This window comes from Sphingobacterium sp. BN32 (assembly GCF_030503615.1).
Lineage (GTDB): Bacteria > Bacteroidota > Bacteroidia > Sphingobacteriales > Sphingobacteriaceae > Sphingobacterium.
Genome location: NZ_CP129963.1, coordinates 1,231,975 through 1,248,667, shown reverse-complemented (window position 1 = coordinate 1,248,667; position 16,693 = coordinate 1,231,975). Strand labels below are relative to the sequence as shown.

Annotated in this window: 16 protein-coding genes; 6 read left to right on the top strand and 10 right to left on the bottom strand. The window is 41.4% G+C overall.

Features of this window, described 5'->3' with window-relative positions:
* Positions 1-2: 2 nt before the first annotated feature.
* Positions 3-515, top strand: coding sequence for a GNAT family N-acetyltransferase (locus QYC40_RS05170; RefSeq protein WP_301992787.1), 513 nt, complete (start codon positions 3-5; stop codon positions 513-515).
* 137 nt (positions 516-652) lie between these two features.
* Here the strand turns inward: QYC40_RS05170 and QYC40_RS05165 are convergent, their stop codons facing one another.
* From QYC40_RS05165 to QYC40_RS05150, 4 genes are all read right to left on the bottom strand, one after another.
* Complete coding sequence (locus QYC40_RS05165; protein ID WP_301992786.1) at positions 653-1,822, bottom strand: ABC transporter permease; 1,170 nt, start codon at positions 1,820-1,822, stop codon at positions 653-655.
* Positions 1,823-1,834: 12 nt separating this feature from the next.
* The gene (locus QYC40_RS05160; RefSeq protein WP_301992785.1) at positions 1,835-2,800 is read right to left on the bottom strand and encodes an HlyD family secretion protein; all 966 of its coding nucleotides are present in this window, start codon (positions 2,798-2,800) and stop codon (positions 1,835-1,837) included.
* Positions 2,801-2,803: 3 nt separating this feature from the next.
* Entirely contained in the window at positions 2,804-4,204 is a 1,401-nt protein-coding gene (locus tag QYC40_RS05155; RefSeq protein ID WP_301992784.1) for a TolC family protein, read from the bottom strand.
* 75 nt (positions 4,205-4,279) lie between these two features.
* Positions 4,280-4,840, bottom strand: a complete 561-nt coding sequence (locus QYC40_RS05150) for a Crp/Fnr family transcriptional regulator (RefSeq protein WP_301992783.1) — start codon at positions 4,838-4,840, stop codon at positions 4,280-4,282.
* A 187-nt stretch (positions 4,841-5,027) separates the two neighbouring features.
* On the opposite strand from QYC40_RS05150, the gene QYC40_RS05145 reads away from it, so the two are divergent.
* Both QYC40_RS05145 and QYC40_RS05140 read left to right on the top strand, forming a co-directional pair.
* Positions 5,028-5,783 carry a head GIN domain-containing protein gene (locus tag QYC40_RS05145; protein ID WP_301992782.1) on the top strand — a complete coding sequence of 252 codons (756 nt, stop codon included), beginning with the start codon at positions 5,028-5,030 and terminating at the stop codon, positions 5,781-5,783.
* Positions 5,784-6,308: 525 nt separating this feature from the next.
* Entirely contained in the window at positions 6,309-7,619 is a 1,311-nt protein-coding gene (locus QYC40_RS05140; protein ID WP_301992781.1) for a DEAD/DEAH box helicase, read from the top strand.
* Here the strand turns inward: QYC40_RS05140 and coaD are convergent.
* From coaD to QYC40_RS05125, 3 genes are read right to left on the bottom strand one after another with little or no spacing between them, the layout of a single operon-like run.
* Positions 7,605-8,084 carry a pantetheine-phosphate adenylyltransferase gene (coaD, locus tag QYC40_RS05135; RefSeq protein ID WP_301992780.1) on the bottom strand — a complete coding sequence of 160 codons (480 nt, stop codon included), beginning with the start codon at positions 8,082-8,084 and terminating at the stop codon, positions 7,605-7,607. The genes QYC40_RS05140 and coaD overlap by 15 nt on opposite strands.
* Position 8,085: 1 nt before the next feature.
* Positions 8,086-8,619: a 16S rRNA (guanine(966)-N(2))-methyltransferase RsmD gene (rsmD, locus tag QYC40_RS05130; protein WP_301992779.1), complete on the bottom strand. Its 534-nt coding sequence runs from the start codon at positions 8,617-8,619 to the stop codon at positions 8,086-8,088.
* Positions 8,610-9,395: a DUF3822 family protein gene (locus QYC40_RS05125; protein ID WP_301992778.1), complete on the bottom strand. Its 786-nt coding sequence runs from the start codon at positions 9,393-9,395 to the stop codon at positions 8,610-8,612. The genes rsmD and QYC40_RS05125 overlap by 10 nt, the downstream gene beginning before the upstream one ends.
* Positions 9,396-9,469: 74 nt before the next feature.
* Here QYC40_RS05125 and QYC40_RS05120 point away from each other — a divergent pair, with 74 nt between their 5' ends.
* The 3 genes from QYC40_RS05120 (at position 9,470) to QYC40_RS05110 (ending at position 14,017) form a co-directional block, all read left to right on the top strand.
* Positions 9,470-10,891, top strand: coding sequence for an ATP-dependent RecD-like DNA helicase (locus tag QYC40_RS05120; protein WP_301992777.1), 1,422 nt, complete (start codon positions 9,470-9,472; stop codon positions 10,889-10,891).
* Between the two features lie 89 nt (positions 10,892-10,980).
* Complete coding sequence (locus QYC40_RS05115) at positions 10,981-13,470, top strand: DPP IV N-terminal domain-containing protein (RefSeq protein ID WP_301992776.1); 2,490 nt, start codon at positions 10,981-10,983, stop codon at positions 13,468-13,470.
* 1 nt (position 13,471) lies between these two features.
* A complete protein-coding gene (locus QYC40_RS05110; RefSeq protein WP_301992775.1) occupies positions 13,472-14,017 on the top strand; it encodes a hypothetical protein in 546 nt (181 codons plus the stop codon).
* On the opposite strand, the gene QYC40_RS05105 is transcribed toward QYC40_RS05110, so the two are convergent.
* From QYC40_RS05105 to QYC40_RS05095, 3 genes are read right to left on the bottom strand one after another with little or no spacing between them, the layout of a single operon-like run.
* A complete protein-coding gene (locus QYC40_RS05105; RefSeq protein WP_301992774.1) occupies positions 13,994-14,854 on the bottom strand; it encodes a hypothetical protein in 861 nt (286 codons plus the stop codon). The genes QYC40_RS05110 and QYC40_RS05105 overlap by 24 nt on opposite strands.
* Before the next feature lie 3 nt (positions 14,855-14,857).
* Complete coding sequence (gene ruvB, locus QYC40_RS05100) at positions 14,858-15,880, bottom strand: Holliday junction branch migration DNA helicase RuvB (RefSeq protein WP_301992773.1); 1,023 nt, start codon at positions 15,878-15,880, stop codon at positions 14,858-14,860.
* Positions 15,881-15,918: 38 nt separating this feature from the next.
* Positions 15,919-16,650 carry a polyprenol monophosphomannose synthase gene (locus tag QYC40_RS05095; RefSeq protein ID WP_301992772.1) on the bottom strand — a complete coding sequence of 244 codons (732 nt, stop codon included), beginning with the start codon at positions 16,648-16,650 and terminating at the stop codon, positions 15,919-15,921.
* Between the last annotated feature and the right edge of the window lie 43 nt (positions 16,651-16,693).

Sequence of the window (16,693 nt, the reverse complement as noted above, 5' to 3'; positions counted from 1 at the left end):
CCATGAAATCGAAGAGGTTATCCTACCATCGGCCCTGCAAAGATGATTTTCAAGAATACTTTGCCATCAACGCTGATCCACAAACCAATCTGCATAATCCGCATGGGCCTATGACAATTGCGACCGCACATGAAGTCTTTCATAATATTCTACTTCACTGGAACATCAGTAATTATGGCATTTGGATGGTTAGAGAGCTCAACAGGCCAGAGATAATAGGTTTTGGTGGTTTATCCAATAAATTATACCAAGACAAGCAACAAACCAATTTAGGATATCGCTTAGGGCCAAAGTTCTGGGGAAAAGGATATGCCACTGAGTTGGCGAAGACATCTATAGCCTATGGTTTTGATCAGCTTAAGAAAAAGGATATTTACGCCTTGGTTCGTCCTAGCAATACAGCGTCGATCCATGTACTTGAAAAATGTAACTTCAAATTGGTAGACTATTTTAGTGATTTCCAAAACGAAGATCCAAGCCTGATCTATCGCATTGATGCCTCAAACAGAAGATAGGCTATCGGCTAGCTAAGCGTAAAAAACAATCCGAATTACTGAACACAGGGAACATAAATGAAAGAAATGTAAGTAAACTAATCACCATTACAAGGATTATGGCTATAGTTATTCCCTGTGCGCAGTAATTCGGATTTTTAAATATCTTCTGAAACTTTTGTCGTCACTTTTTTAATTTTCAACTGCAATAAAATTACGGATAGCAATAAGGTAACTCCCGCAATAATTGCTAATCCCCATACCGAGCTGCTTACGTTTGCAGCAGTTCCCTGTTCAATGACCATGGTTCTGAAAATCTGCAGATAATGCGTCAATGGAATTCCCTTGGCAATGGCAACAATCCAATCCGGCATTTGACTTAATGGCCAAGTAAAACCGCTCAGGATAAAGCTAGGCGTCGCAATAACCATCAGAATCTCCGTAGCCTTCAATTGGCTTGGTATAGCGATGCTGACCAAAATACCGATAAAAGCAACCGCCAGCAGGAATAGCAAAGTGTAGCCATAGAACGCAAAACCTTCTAAATGCAAAGGCATGCGGTAATAAACCGAGAAGCCATAGTACAATAAGAAGATGAAGATCGACATCAATATGTAAGGCAAAATTTTCACTAGGATCAACCCGAATACATTTTTACAACGACCAACCAGCTCTCCAAACGTGCCTTTCTCAAATTCCGAAGCAAAGCTTAATGCTAAACCCAGCATCATAACCTGTTGCAAAACCGTGAATAACACCCCCGGCAGCATAAAGTACAGATAATTTCCACTGCGGATATTCTGTTTGATGATGGTCGTTTTGAAGGGTTCATATTGTTGCGTTGCGACAAACTCAGGCACACCTTTCTTCTGTTGCGCCTTAATCTGTATCCCCGCCTTCATCGTTCCTGCAGCGACATTCGCTGCCATCATCGCATAGTTCGAAGTCAAGGTGTTCGAAGCATTCACGAACATTGTCAATTCAGTATTTCTATTGTAATTGATGTTCGATGAAAAATTCCTCGGAATCTGCACAACAACCGTTGATTCCGTTTCAAGCGCACGCTCCTTTGCCTTAAATGCATCGTTTAATACATCAGCGACATAGATCACCTCGCTCTCATTGAACATATCAATCAACTGCTTGCTCAAAGGACTTCTGTCCTCATCGACCACAATAATTGGTAGGTTCGTCACTTTACCCTTTTTATAAACCCCGCCGATCAAAACGCCATACATAATTGGTGCTCCTAAAAACAACACCATCAGTACTTTATTTTGAAAGAAGAGCCTAAACTCGCGTTTCAATAAACTTAAAAAGTTCTTCATTACCCCTCCTCCCTAGTCTTGTTTAACAACAAAACTCGCTTTCGTCAATAATTCTCGGCTACCTTGTAAATCAACTGGCTTTAAGCGGATCTCGAAAAGCGTCTCCTGTTCTTCGAAATCAGGATAGGCGGTGCTGATATTTGCATAAGAGCTCAACGATTTGATCGTTTCTACGCGAGCTTTTATCTCCTTATCATTCAAATAAGGGAATACTAAAGTCTTCTCTGCTCCTTTTTGAAAGTCTTTAACTTTGCTTTCCGGCACAGTGACACGGAAATAAGTACCGTCTACAACATAGCCCGAAACCAAACTATATCCAGCCAATGCCAACTCGCCAACGCGCAGGTTGATGTTCTCGATCGTCATGTCTTGAGGAGCCAGAATATAACGTTCTTTTGCTGCTACATTGACCTCGCTTACAGCGCCCATCGCACGTTCTTTCTGTCCCAATGCCATTCTTTGTTGCTCTACGCGAGCGCCATGCTGTACGTCGGCAACTTCAGCTTGTGCAGCTAAATATTGGTTCTTCGCACCCTGGTATTTTGCATACACCTCGTCATATTTCTGTTGTGCCACCAATGAATCCTTCAACAGGTTGTTCATGCGGTCCAGCGATTTCTGCGCAAAGTCAAATTGCTCTTTCAAACCAGCAACTTTCGCGTTCAACTGCTTCATCTGCCCGTCGGTCGCTCCTTTTAGCGCCATCTCATATTGAGCCTGCGCCGCATCAAGCGCACCTTGTGCTTGTATCGACTTAGCGTCTACTTCCGGAAACTCCAGGATCACTAGGGTATCTCCTTTTTGGACTTGCTGTCCCTCCTCAACCAAAATTCGTTGAATCTTACCCGGTATTTTTGTCGTTACAGCTAATTGATCACGTTCTATCTTTCCCTCTAACTTTACTTGTTTGCCCCCTTCTTTATTCGAGCAGCTTTGCAAAAAAACAAGCGAAGCGATGATATATGTTAGTTTTTTCATGATTTATCGAGTTATTGTTTCGTACAGATTGCCATTTGCCTTAAGCAGCTCTAAAGCAGCAGTACGTTGGTTTAAGATTTGATTGTAATAGTTTAACGTTTGTTTGTAGTACTCATTTTCTGCTTCCAGACGCTCAGTCACATCGGTCAAGCCCTCTTCAAATTGTCTAGACGCTAAATGTAGGTTGTTTTTCGCAATATCCACTTGTTGTTGGTTGACCTGAATTTTCTTCATCGACAAATCGTAATCAACAAGCGTTTTTCTTTGCAACAATGACAGCTTTTCCTTCGTATCAGCAAGCTTGTTCTCATTGATCTGCATATCAAGCTTCGCTTTGTCTATCGAAGACTGATGCGTCTTTCCCTCAAAAATCGTCCACTTCGCACCGACCCCAACTGCATAGCTTGGCGCCATGCGCAGATGATTGCTCGATAACTTTAAATCGCCTACTACAGGCAAATCTTTAACATTCATGTTCGTACCGAAAGCATTAAAATATGACACATTTCCAAAAGCAAACACCTGCGGTAACTTCGCCCCTTTCTCTTTCTTCAAAACGTATTCATACGCCTTTTGCGATGCCTCCAATGCCAGTAACTCTTTTCGGTTCATCTCCGTAGCAGTTTCTTTATCCAAAAGAATCTCCGACAATTCGAACTGTATAGCCTTCAACTCGTCGACCGGCATGCCTGTCAATTCTTCTAATTTGAAATACAACAGTTCTCGATTGCTCTCTACTTCCGCTTTTTTGCTCTCCAACTCAAGGATCGCCAATTTCAATTTGTCGCGATCATAAGGAATTGCTAATCCGTTGTCAATCGCTTGAATCACCTTCAGGTGTTCCTTGTTCAAGCGTTTTTCCGAATCCGCAATCAACAGATCGACTTCCTTTAACAGCATTAGTTGGTCAAAGCTCATGACAACATCTTGAGCGACCACATCGTAGCTCGCCTCGCTGAGGTATTGCTGAGCTTTATACTTCTGCTCTAATGCCTTCTGTCCATTAGTAATTTGCAAACCCGAGAAAATTACTTGAGTAGCAGTCACGCCAGCAAGCCCCAGTTGTGTGGATACTCTTGCTTTCTGACTGCCCTCAAACAAATTAATTCCCGTGATTGGCAAGGTCTGTGTCGGTAGATCGAGGTCGATCAAGCTATTCACATATCCATACATAGCATTCGCAGAAACCGTAGGCAGCAGCTTCCCTTTCACCATCTCTCGATCCAGGGCTACCTTTTCGTTTTCTAACTTCGCATTTTTAATGGATTTGTTGTAGTTGATGGCTTTCTCTACCGGCTCCTTGAATGATACCAAGCCCTCTTGCGCAGTCGCAGAATACGCAGCCGAGAGTGTGATAGCACAACCGAGAAAAATACCTTTCATTGTTAACTCCATTTCTTTCATTGTGTTTTTTGATTAACAACACAAAGGTCTAACAAGTTTGTTGAAAGATTTTTCAGATATCTTAAAAAATGAAATCTATTTCTGTCCGCGTATTACTGATAGGGTTTGTTGTGAAATCCCGAGATAAGAGGCAATATGACCCAGTGTGGCATTTTGAAATAGCTCCGGGTTCTCATGGATAAGCGAATTGTAACGTTCGTGGGCCGTTTCAAATTGCGTATTGTAGAAACGGTTCGAAAAATGAATCAGATTGTCCAACAGGACTTTCTGAATTATTTTATTCATCGTTATATTCGTTTCCGCAAGTTCTTCAATAACAGCAAATGGCATAGAACTTATGGTGGAAGGCGCTAGCGCCTGAAAACCGAAGAAAGCAGGTTTCCGATAAAAAACACTTTCGATACCCGTACTGAACGAATTGGAACCAAAAAACAAGTGGGTAATGTCTTTCTTATTTTTATAATAAAAGATTCGAGTGAATCCCGCCTCGATAAAATAAATATGTTTCAGATAGGTGCCAGGCTCGAAAATAACATCTCCTTTATTGAACTCCTTGGTTTCAATAATCATGTCTAACTTTTGCTCTAGCTCATCATCAATTTGATAATACTTTCTAAAATGCTCTATTAATTTCATCGGTCTTTAGTGGTGCGATTAATAATCGGTTGAAATTATGCTTTTTTATCTGTCTTAACAAACCTTCAGGCGAGAAATCCCTGTTGATTCGGTAAAGTGATACTTTAAATAATTTAGACAAAAATCTACAAGAAATTGCAATAACCAATTCTTAAATTGCAATAATATTAATAAAGTATAAGTGATTATGAGAAAATTATTAACCTTGGCATTGATCCTGCTTACTACTCTTGTCCACGCTCAACAATCCGAAGTCAGAAAACTTGGAATCAATCCGTCCGGAATTGCTGTCTCAACAGGCATTCAAGCAAAAATCGTCAAATCCGACAAGAATGAAGTCGTGTTAGAGGCTGAAAATCACTATCAAATAAACAGAGTCGAGACCAAAATAGAGGATGGCATATTAATTATTCGCGCAAAGCGAAATAGTAACATTCAAAATTCTAGAAATCTAAAAGCGACGGTTTACATCAATCCGAATTTACATCATATTGAAATTTCCTCAGCAGGTAGTTTAGAGATTAACGTTCCATTAGAAGTTCGTACGTTAGATATAGCACTCTCCTCAGCAGGAGTCCTAAAAACAAAGCATATTTCTACCGGTAAACTATCCATCGATGCAAGCTCGGCTTCAAAACTAGCTATCGGCTCGATCAAAGTAAACGAACTGGATATTGAAGCATCCTCAGCAGCATCGGTCGTATTAACAGGCCTAACTGGAATCGCATCCATCGATGCAAGCACGAATGCAAACGTGAATGCAGCAAAGGTAGATGCAAAAACTGTATCCGCAGATGCAAGCACCGGAGCGAAAATCAGCATACATGTTAGCGAAACCTTGAAAGCAGAAGCTTCTTCAGGAGGAACAGTCAACTATGCAGGACACCCAAAAACAACAAACTTCGAAAAATCTAGCGGCGGAACTATCCATAACGCAAATTAAGATAAAAAAGAAAAGCTTGTAATCGGGGAGATTACAAGCTTTAACTAACCAATTATTAACCTAAATTATGAATACTAAGTAATAAACAATTTGTGTGCCAAAGTTATTGAACCTATAAATTTTCTCATTTTTTAAAAGACACGCTACTACCTTCTTCGAATTACTCCCATATGATAAGCAATTCACTCCCCTTTCATAGCCCTTTCCTAGCGGGTTTGATTGGGTTATGAAAGGGGTTTGTATTGGGTTTACAATGGGTTTGAGTGGTAGTAAGTATTTAGTAGTTAGTAGTTAGTAGTTAGTATTAAGACCTATGGCAAGCATGCACTTCCTCCTTTCCCGGTTCAACACAACACGCCCGATCCTGCTAATCCCTAAATCCTTCCTTTCCTGGTTCAAAGACACCAGACTCTAAAATCTAATGTCTGATATCTAATCTCTAATTTCCCACCATAGGTCTAACTACTAACTACTAACTACTAACTACTAAATACTATTCTAAACAAATTTTGATACTTTTGCGGTATGCTAGCATTAGAACAATATTTAAAAAACTTAGGCATCGAGAAGTTAAATGCCATGCAGGAGGAATCTCTGGCGGCTTTTGACTACCATAGAGACTTCATGCTTTTGTCACCTACGGGAAGTGGGAAAACCTTAGCCTTCGCATTATTAATGTTGAAGCTAATGGAAAAAGCAAAACAGAAAGGCACCTCGGCCCTAGTCATTGTTCCTACGCGTGAGCTGGCTTTGCAAATCGAACAAGTAATTAAAGCATTAACGAAGGATATTACCTTAGTTTGTGTTTATGGTGGCAGCGATACACGTGCTGAACGCAAAAAACTGGAAATAGTTCCCAATTTGATCGTTGGTACGCCGGGTCGTATCATTTATCATATCGACCGCAATCCGGATCTGTTGAAAGATGTTAAAATCTTAGTTTTAGATGAGTTTGATAAATCTTTGGAACTGGGTTTCCATGATCAGTTGGATCTTATCTTGAAGGCTTGCCCGAATATCAAAAATCAGATTATGACTTCCGCTACGGCAATTAAGGAGTACCCGCCTTTCTTGAAGCTGAACAATCCCGTATCCTTAAACTTTCTTGCGGACAGCGTATTGACGCCTAATTTGAGTTATTACCAAGTTGAAGCTAGCAGCAAGATGAAGCTGGAATCCCTCTTCAAGCTGATTTGCAAGATCGGTACGGAGAAGATTTTGATTTTCTGCAACCATCGCGAGGCGGTAGACCACATTCAGCGCTTACTGATCGGTAAAGGCGTTGAATGTATCAATTACCATGGCGGATTGGATCAATACGACCGCGAATTGGCGATCATCAAAATTAAGAACGGCAGTGAGCATATCCTCGTTACGACGGATTTAGGTTCGCGAGGTTTGGATATTCCGGAAATGAAGCATGTTATTCATTACCAGTTTCCATACAAGGAGGAGGAATTTATCCATAGAAATGGACGTACGGGCAGGAATCAGAGTTCTGGATCAGTTTATGGAATCTTTACGCCTGAAGATCGCTTTCCGGAATATTTTGAAGATGCGCAGGTCCTGCAACTAGACGAGTTCTATCCACTTCCTGATGCTCCGGCATTCAAGACCCTACGTATCTCGGCGGGTAAAAAAGATAAGATTAATAAGGTAGATATTGTTGGGTTCTTGCACTCATTGGCTAAAATGGAGAAAGAAGACGTGGGAATTATTAATCTGAAGGAATTTGAGTCTTATGTGGCTGTGGCAAGCGATAAAGCATCGGCGATTGCCAAGGCTGGAAACAACACGAAGATAAAAGGTAAAAAAGTTAGACTATTTACGGTCTAACTTTTCAATATGTATTAGAATTTGAGCGGGAACTAAGGGCTTTATGTCCCCGTTATTTCGCCATATATCTCTCACAATGGTTGAGGAAATATGCGCTAACCCGCTCCTACTCACCAAGAAATAACTTTCCACACTCGGGTTAAGCAATAGGTTGTTTTGCGCGATGATGTTTTCATAGTCAAGGTCTGTCGTATTGCGAAGACCACGTAAAATAACCTGCGCATTAACTTCCTTGCAATAATCTACCGTAAGGCCTTTGTAAGTTGTCACTTCGATCTTTGGATTGGAAGCATAAAGCTCTTTTATAGCGTCCATTTTTGTGTCGACATCCATTAGCCCCACTTTAGAACTATTAACTCCAATGGCGACATATATTTTATCGAACATCGGCAAAGCGCGTTCGACTAGATCATGATGTGCTAATGTATAGGGATCAAAAGACCCTGGAAAGACTGCAATTTTCATATTACTTGGTATAAAAGCTAAAAGAAGAGTTTCCGTAGACTCTTGTTTCTACAAAATACGGACTTTCTACTAATTTTCTAGCACTTGGGTGCTCCACAACCAATAGCCCACCGGGTTTCAATAGATCATTTTCTAAGATCATCTGTGCCAATTGAGGGAGTTGCCCGATATCATAAGGGGGATCGGCAAATATAAAATCATAAGATTTCTTAGCCGATTTGATGTATTTGAATACATCGGCACGACGTGTTTTGATCTGCGTAAGATTAAGCTTTTTGGCAGTCTCAGCAATGTAGAGAATGCATTTCGCATGCTGATCGATGGAATCTACCGACGTGGCGCCTCTGGATGCTAATTCAAAAGAAATATTTCCCGTGCCGGCAAATAGGTCTAAGCATTCGATCTCGTCAAAGTCGATACGATTATTGAGAATATTGAATAGTGCCTCTTTGGCAATATCTGTCGTAGGTCGTACTGGCAAGCTTGTTGGCGGATTAATCCTTAAGCCCGCAGCTTTCCCTCCTATTATACGCATAAGGGTAAATCTAATAGATAACTGCTAGTAACTTCCGACGGTACTTCATCGTTAGTTTTTACGCTGGTATTGGATTTAATAATCAATACCTCGTCTGCTAATTGCTGCAACTTATGTTGGAAAGAAGGTTCCAGGTCTACCGCACTGACAATCGCTTTGGTTACCTTGTCTTGAATGCCGAAGGTCTGAAATAGGTTTAAGATGAAATAGCTTAAGTCGTCTTCTGTAATTACTTCAAAGTTATTGAAGAACTGGAACTGTCCGTTTATGAATAAAAACAAGTCTGTGCTTGTATCATTGAACACAACGCCTAATACCTCTCCTTTTAAGGGAACATGGGGCCTTACCTGCATCAGGTTCAGTTTGAACTCAGGAATTAGGTGTGCTTCAGAAAATAAGGATTTCCAACGCTGTGCTAAAAGCACATCATACTGGAACACGGCTTTGATCTGCAGGTAGTCCAAATCTGCGACTTCAATTGCTTGATTCGGGTTTTCCATAAAGTCCTGATAAAGCTCCTGGTCGTCCTCTTGGTAAAGATCCGCCGGGATAAAGGTTAGGTTGCTTTGTGGTAAACTCACATACACTTGCTGAAAAGGCAAGCTCAATAGCTTCAGTGCTTCTTCAGAAGGCTTGTTGCTATCATACTTCATGTAAACGAGCAATTGCCCTTCTTGGTCAATTACATATAGAATATCATACACGAAGTTTGCTTTGACTATTAGGGTGTATTTTGCGATAAAGTGTAGATGAAAATCTGCTGCAGTATAATTCATTATTTCGCCTTTGCTAGGAACACAAAAATAGTTTTTAAAATTGGATTGACCAACCTTTTAGATAACTTTGGAATGTGCACATTCAAAATATCCTACGTCAACAGTTCTCGCATCAACCTACTCAACAGCAGCTGGAAGTATTCCAGCTGTTGGAGGAATTCTTACATACCTTCGCTGAAGATAGTTGCTTCGTTTTGAAGGGATATGCCGGTACGGGAAAGACTTCGATTATCGGCGCATTGGTGAATGCCTTGCCAAGGCTGCAGAAACGATCGGTTTTGTTGGCTCCGACGGGGCGCGCCGCTAAAGTGATGTCTGCCTATTCGGGTAGGAAAGCCTTAACGATTCACAAGAAAATTTACAGAAAGAAATCAGCCGCAAGCATTCAGATGGATTTCGAACTAGGCGACAATATACACGAGAACACGCTGTTTATTGTAGATGAAGCATCGATGATATCAAACGAGGGCATCTCTATGTTTTCCAACGGCTTATTGGCAGATTTATTGCAATATGTACAGTCTGGCGAAAATTGCTCCATCATGTTTGTGGGCGATATTGCCCAGCTTCCTCCTGTGGGTCTGGAAGAGAGTCCCGCATTGATTCCTGCTTATCTTTCGGATGTTTTCGGCTTGCAGGTAATGCACTACGAGCTCACTGATGTTGTTCGACAGGATAAAAATTCTGGAATTCTTTTTAATGCCACCAAGATCAGGAATGAGATACGTTTGGAAGAGGAAGCGCCAGAGTACAGCTACCCACAGTTTGTAACTAGCAGCTACCGCGATATCTTCCGGATGAATGGAGACCGGCTGATCGAAGGGCTACATTATGCTTACGACAAGTTTGGATTGGAAAACTGTATGGTCATCTGTCGCTCGAACAAGTCGGCCAACCTGTACAATCGTCATATCCGAAATCAGATTCTCTTTCGTGAGGAAGAGATTACAGGCGGCGACCTGATCATGGTGGTACGGAACAACTATTATTGGCTTCAGGATAACGATGAAACGAATACAGGATTTATCGCCAATGGCGATATGGCTGTCATCAAAAAGGTCAGCAATGTGCATGATATGCATGGTTTCCGCTTCGCCGATCTTTATCTAGAGTTTATGGATAATAACGAGGGCGACGCGATCCGTTGCCGAGTTTTATTAGACAGTCTGTATGTGGACTCGCCAAACCTGCCTTACGAGCAGCAGAAAGAGTTATACGAACGAATTGCGGCAGACTATGCGGACATTCCATACAAAAAAGACCGATTGGAAGCCATCAAGAAGGATCCGTATTATAATGCCCTGCAAATCAAATTTGCGTATGCTATTACCTGCCATAAAGCGCAGGGTGGACAATGGCCCTTGGTATTTGTAGACCAAGGTTATATGATCGATGAGATGCTGAATACCGAGTTTTTACGCTGGTTGTACACGGCAATCACTCGGGCAACACAAGAGCTATTTCTGGTGAATTTTAACGAAAAGTTCTATTCCTAATCTGCCTATCGAAAATGATACAGATAGAATGCATTTTTGACTGGAAAAAGAGATATTTTCGCTGTTTCTTCAATTTCTATAATTATTAAATGAAAAAAGTTTATTTAAGCCTATTATTTATTTGCACAGGGATACTTTTCGCCCAGGAAAAGAGCACCCTCGCGAAACCAAATTACCAACAAGCAGCCAAGTTTTCACCGGCACGCTTAAGAACAATGATTTTCTCTACAGAAGTTTCCCCGAACTGGATTAACTTCTCCGACAAATTCTGGTATGAGTACAGTAGCCCGCAGGGAAAGAACTGGTATATTGTTGACCCGAAGGCTCGCTCTAAAAAAGAGATGTTCGACCGCTCAGAGATGGCGGCTAGAATCACTTCCATTGTCAGAAATCCATTCGATGCGCAACATCTAGCGATTCAAAATCTACGTTTTAAAGATAACAGCGACAATATTGTCCGCTTTGAAGTGCAGAGTTCTAAAGACACGGTAAAATCGAAAGAAGAGATTAAAAAGCTGACCAATAAAAGCGATACAATAAAGAAGAAGGTTTTCTTTTTTGAGTACAACCTTTCTAACAATAATCTGAAGGAAATTAGCGATACGACGGAGAAAAAGGATCGTCTATCATGGGGAAGCTTCAATCCAGACACGACGAAAGTATTCTTTAGCAAGGATTACAATCTGTATTGGATGGATTACGCGAACTACCAAAAGGCAATCAAAGATGAGAAAGACTCGACTATTGTGGAACACCAGATCACAACAGATGGTGTGCAGTATTATAGTTGGGGCGGTGAGCCGTACAGCGTAACTACTGGTGATAAAAAGTCGGAAGACGAAGAAAAGAAAAAGCGTAATGCGGTTTGGTTAAACTGGTCGCCAAACGGAAAGCACTTCGCCATAACACGTAAGGATAACAGAAACTTAAGCGCTTTATGGGTAATCAATAATGTAGGTGGAAAGCGCCCGACTTTAGAGACTTACAAGTATCTTATGCCTGGCGAATTAGACTCTACCGAGACTGATTTGTTTATCTTCGACGCTGCCGACCTGAAGCCTAAGCGTGTAGATGTGCAAGCATTCAAAAACCAGACGATTAGCCTGTGGAATAAGGATCGCAGCAAGGAAAGCTTTAAAGGAAAATATTTTATCAACTACTGGCATGGTGATGATAATGAGTTCTATATTGCGCGTTCAAGCAGAGATTTAAAACGCATTGATATCGTCGCTGTGGATGTTAATGGTAAGGTGAGAACTTTAGTGGAAGAGCGCTCTAATGTTTACCTGGACGTCAAGAAGCCTTATATTGTTAACAATGGCAAGCAATTTATCCATTGGTCACAACGTGATGGTTGGGGTCATTTCTACTTATATGACATCTCTGGAAAACTAATCCATCAGATTACTAAAGGGGATTTCCACTGTGATGAGCTTACGGCTTATCAAGAGGGAACCGGCAATTTGCTATTTAAAGCAAACGGTAAGGAGAAAGATTCCGATCCATATTACACGTATTTCTACTCCGTAAATAAGAACGGCGGAAGAATTAGCTTGCTGACACCTGGCGATTTTGACCACCAGGTTGCTGCCAGCGAAAGTGGAAACTACTTCGTAGACAACTTCTCACGTGTGAATACGGCGCCGCTTAGCAATTTATACAATTCCAATGGGCAGTTGATCATGAAATTAGAGGAGTCGGATCTGTCACAGTTATTCGCTGCCGGCTATAAATTCCCTGAACCGTTCAAAGTAAAAGCTGGAGATGGCGTTACGGACCTATACGGCGTGATGTACAAGCCTTTTGACTTTGATTCGACTAAGACCTACCCTATTATTGAATATGTTTACCCAGGACCGCAAACTGAGGCTGTGAACAAGAGCTTCGGAAGAAGCATGGATCGTATCGACCGACTGGCACAAATGGGCTTCATCGTTGTGTCTGTTGGTAACCGTGGTGGACATCCTTCACGTTCGAAATGGTATCATACTTATGGTTATGGCAACTTGAGAGATTATGGTTTGGAAGATAAAAAGGTAGTTGCGGAGCAACTGGCAAACAAATACAGCTTTATCGATATCGACCGTGTGGGGATTACAGGTCACTCCGGAGGTGGATTTATGTCGACAGCGGCAATGTTAGTCTATCCAGATTTCTTTAAGGTTGCTGTTTCGGGTGCGGGTAACCACGAAAACAATATTTACAACCGTTGGTGGAGCGAGCGACACCATGGGGTGAAAGAAACTGTATCTACCAAGGGAGATACAACATTTAACTATCAGATTGAACGTAATTCGGATTTAGCGAAGAATCTAAAAGGTAAGCTATTAATCGTCACTGGAGATATTGACAATAACGTGCACCCGGCGAATTCAATCCGTATGGTTGACGCGTTAATTAAAGCAAACAAACGCTTTGATTTTGTGTTACTTCCAGGACAACGCCATGCTTTTGGAGAGATGACAGAATACTTCTTCTGGCGTATGGCCGATTATTTTAGCGAACACCTATTAGGCGAGTCAAAGATTAACGAAGTCGATATGACGGAGATTAATAGAGATCGCCCGGTAAGAAGATAATATGAAAATAAACAAAGAGGAAATGTTAGCAGCACTATTGAACAATAGTGCTGCTGGCATTACTGAGCAGACCATCGAATCATTCTCCGTTCCGCAATTGATCGAATGGAGCGAACAAACAGCAGATTATCGTCTGGCTTTCCGATCTGCCTGGTATGTGGAGCATTTCTTTTTAAAGAAAACAGCATTCTTCGCAGATTACGCTTCGGAAATTATCCGCATCTATTGCAATACGAGCAATTGGAGTGTTTTAAGAAGCTACAGCAAGCTAGTGATGTGGATGCTGTCTAAGCAAAACGATAAGATCACGATTAATGAGGATCAGGAAGAGTGTATCTTAGAAAAGTCCTTCAACATACTGGATGATAGTGACTGTCCTGTCGCCGTTCAAGTCAATGTAATGGATATCTTAGCTGATCTCAACAAGAAACATGATTGGATAGCCAATGAGCTGCGCTTGCGCATAGAATTGGCTTTAGAAAAAGATGCTACCCCGGCGCTGAAAAGCCGAGGTAACCGAATATTAAAACGTATAACGAACGCCTAAAGAGGTAAAGTTATACATGTCGTTATATTTGCTCGCGGTAGTTCCGTCAGCTGCCACAGGATCATATCCGTCGACATCTTCGCCTCGTGAGAACGTGAATTGTGTATTCACAACGAGGCTGTAATATCCCGCTCTGTAATAACTGCTATACTTATTTAATGGCACCGCTAAACCTGCACTAACAACCGGGAACAAGAAGTCTCTTGTTTTATTTTTGAATTGCTTTTCAGCAACTAAATTACCAGCTTCATCATAGCGCTCAACTAACTCGTAAGGACCATTCACGATACCCTCATGAATTTCCTGAACAATTTCAGTTCCATCAGATGCTCTAAATCTAAAGGATGTACCACGTTCTATTTTAGCGTAATTATTGAAGATTGCGCCCGCTCCTATTCCGACATAGAAGCCGTTCAACACATATTTCTCAATTCCCGTTGCTCTGAACAAATCGCGCTCATTGACAAAAAAGCGGTACGGGTAAACTGTCGCATTAAACAATCCAGTTACATAGAACTGATTTTCTACAAAACGCGGATCCCAATCCGGCTCTAATACATTGTCATTGCCTCTGGCCGTTAATCGTCCTAACTGTCCTTCAAGGCCGATATATAGGCCTTTGTAAAGTTTATAATCAAACTTCAACACGCCCGCATAACCGGTATTTGTTTTATGGTTGATATCACCATAAAGAAACGTAGGACCAGCGCCAACTGTTAGATCAAACTTCTGATTAGCATTTCCGTAACGATCTACAGGAGGACATTTTAGCGTTTGGGCATTTATTAGAAACGGAATCGAGATGAGACCTAGGCTTAGTATTTTTTTCAACTGCATAACTTAAAACAATGTATTTCCTTTGTAATGATTTGTTTTTCCTAAATGTTTAAATGCAAGCTCTGTACACTCTCTACCTCTAGAGGTTCGCATTAGGTATCCCTCTTGTATTAAAAAGGGCTCATATACTTCTTCAATGGTGCCTTCATCCTCTCCAACTGCCGTCGCTATCGTCTTCACGCCCACCGGACCACCTTTAAATTTATCAATAATTGTGCTCAATATTTTGTTGTCCATCTCATCAAGACCGTGCTCATCTACATTTAATGCGTTCAGTGCGAACTGAGCGATGGCCATATCGATAGAACCATTCCCTTTGATCTGCGCAAAGTCACGCGTTCTGCGCAACAATGCATTTGCGATACGTGGTGTACCACGACTGCGCCGCGCAATCTCGAATGCTCCTTCCTCGGATATCGGAACATTAAGAATCATTGCTGAGCGCATGATAATATCCGTCAACAATTTCGCATCATAATATTGCAACCTTGAGTTGATACCGAAGCGAGCACGTAATGGCGCTGTAAGCAAACCTGAACGCGTCGTTGCACCGACTAAGGTAAATGGATTCAAGGAAATCTGAACAGAACGTGCATTAGGTCCTGTCTCCAGCATGATGTCAATCTTGAAGTCCTCCATGGCAGAATACAGATATTCTTCAACTAGGGGGCTTAACCGGTGTATCTCGTCAATGAATAAGATATCACCTTCATCAAGATTTGTCAGTAGTCCTGCAAGATCTCCAGGCTTATCCAATACAGGTCCGGAGGTAATCTTAATCCCCACGCCCATCTCATTTGCAATGATATGCGACAGGGTTGTCTTACCAAGTCCTGGAGGGCCATGTAGCAAAACATGGTCTAAAGCTTCTCCGCGAAGCTTTGCCGCTCTAACAAATATCGAAAGGTTCTCCAAAATCTTAGCTTGCCCCGTAAAGTCATCAAAAGTCTGGGGCCGCAATACGCGCTCCAAGTCTTTATCTGTGGGGGTCAATCTTTCGGGATTTGGGTCAAGGTTTTCGTTCATATATTGGACAACTCTACTCAATAAAACAGAAAAATTCGTTATTTATTGTAATTTTTGAAAAAACTAGCAATTTTCATCTGGATCACTCCGAAAAATGCCTCTTTAAAAATCTTAGTACTCATCTTCGAAGTACCAAGGGTTCGATCAGTAAAAATGATAGGAATTTCAACGACGTTGAACCCATATTTGATCGCTGTAAACTTCATCTCAATCTGGAAAGCATAACCGACGAACTTAATCTTATCTAAGTTAATTGTCTCTAGTACTTTTCTTCTAAAACATACGAAACCCGCAGTTGCATCGCGAATATCAATGCGCGTAATCATGCGCACGTATCCAGAAGCGAAGTAGGACATCAAAACACGCTTCATTGGCCAGTTCACAACATTGACACCTTTAATATATCTTGAGCCGATGGCCATATCAGCGCCATCGTTTAAGCAGGCGGCACGCAATCTCATCAAATCATCCGGATTATGGCTAAAGTCTGCATCCATTTCGAAGATGAACTCATAGTTCCGCTGCAAAGACCACTTAAAGCCGTGAATGTATGCTGTTCCTAATCCTAACTTACCTCTTCTTTCTTCCAAGTGCAGTTCGCCGGGAAACTCTTGTTGTAAGCTTTTTACAATTTGAGCAGTACCATCGGGAGAGCCGTCATCCACCACTAGAATGTGAAATGGAATCTCCAATGAAAACACTTTTCTGATAATTCTTTCTATATTCTCCTTCTCGTTGTAAGTCGGAATAATAACAATACTGTCTGACACTGTATACTTTTTGAAATGTAAAGGTAATAATTTAGCCGAACTA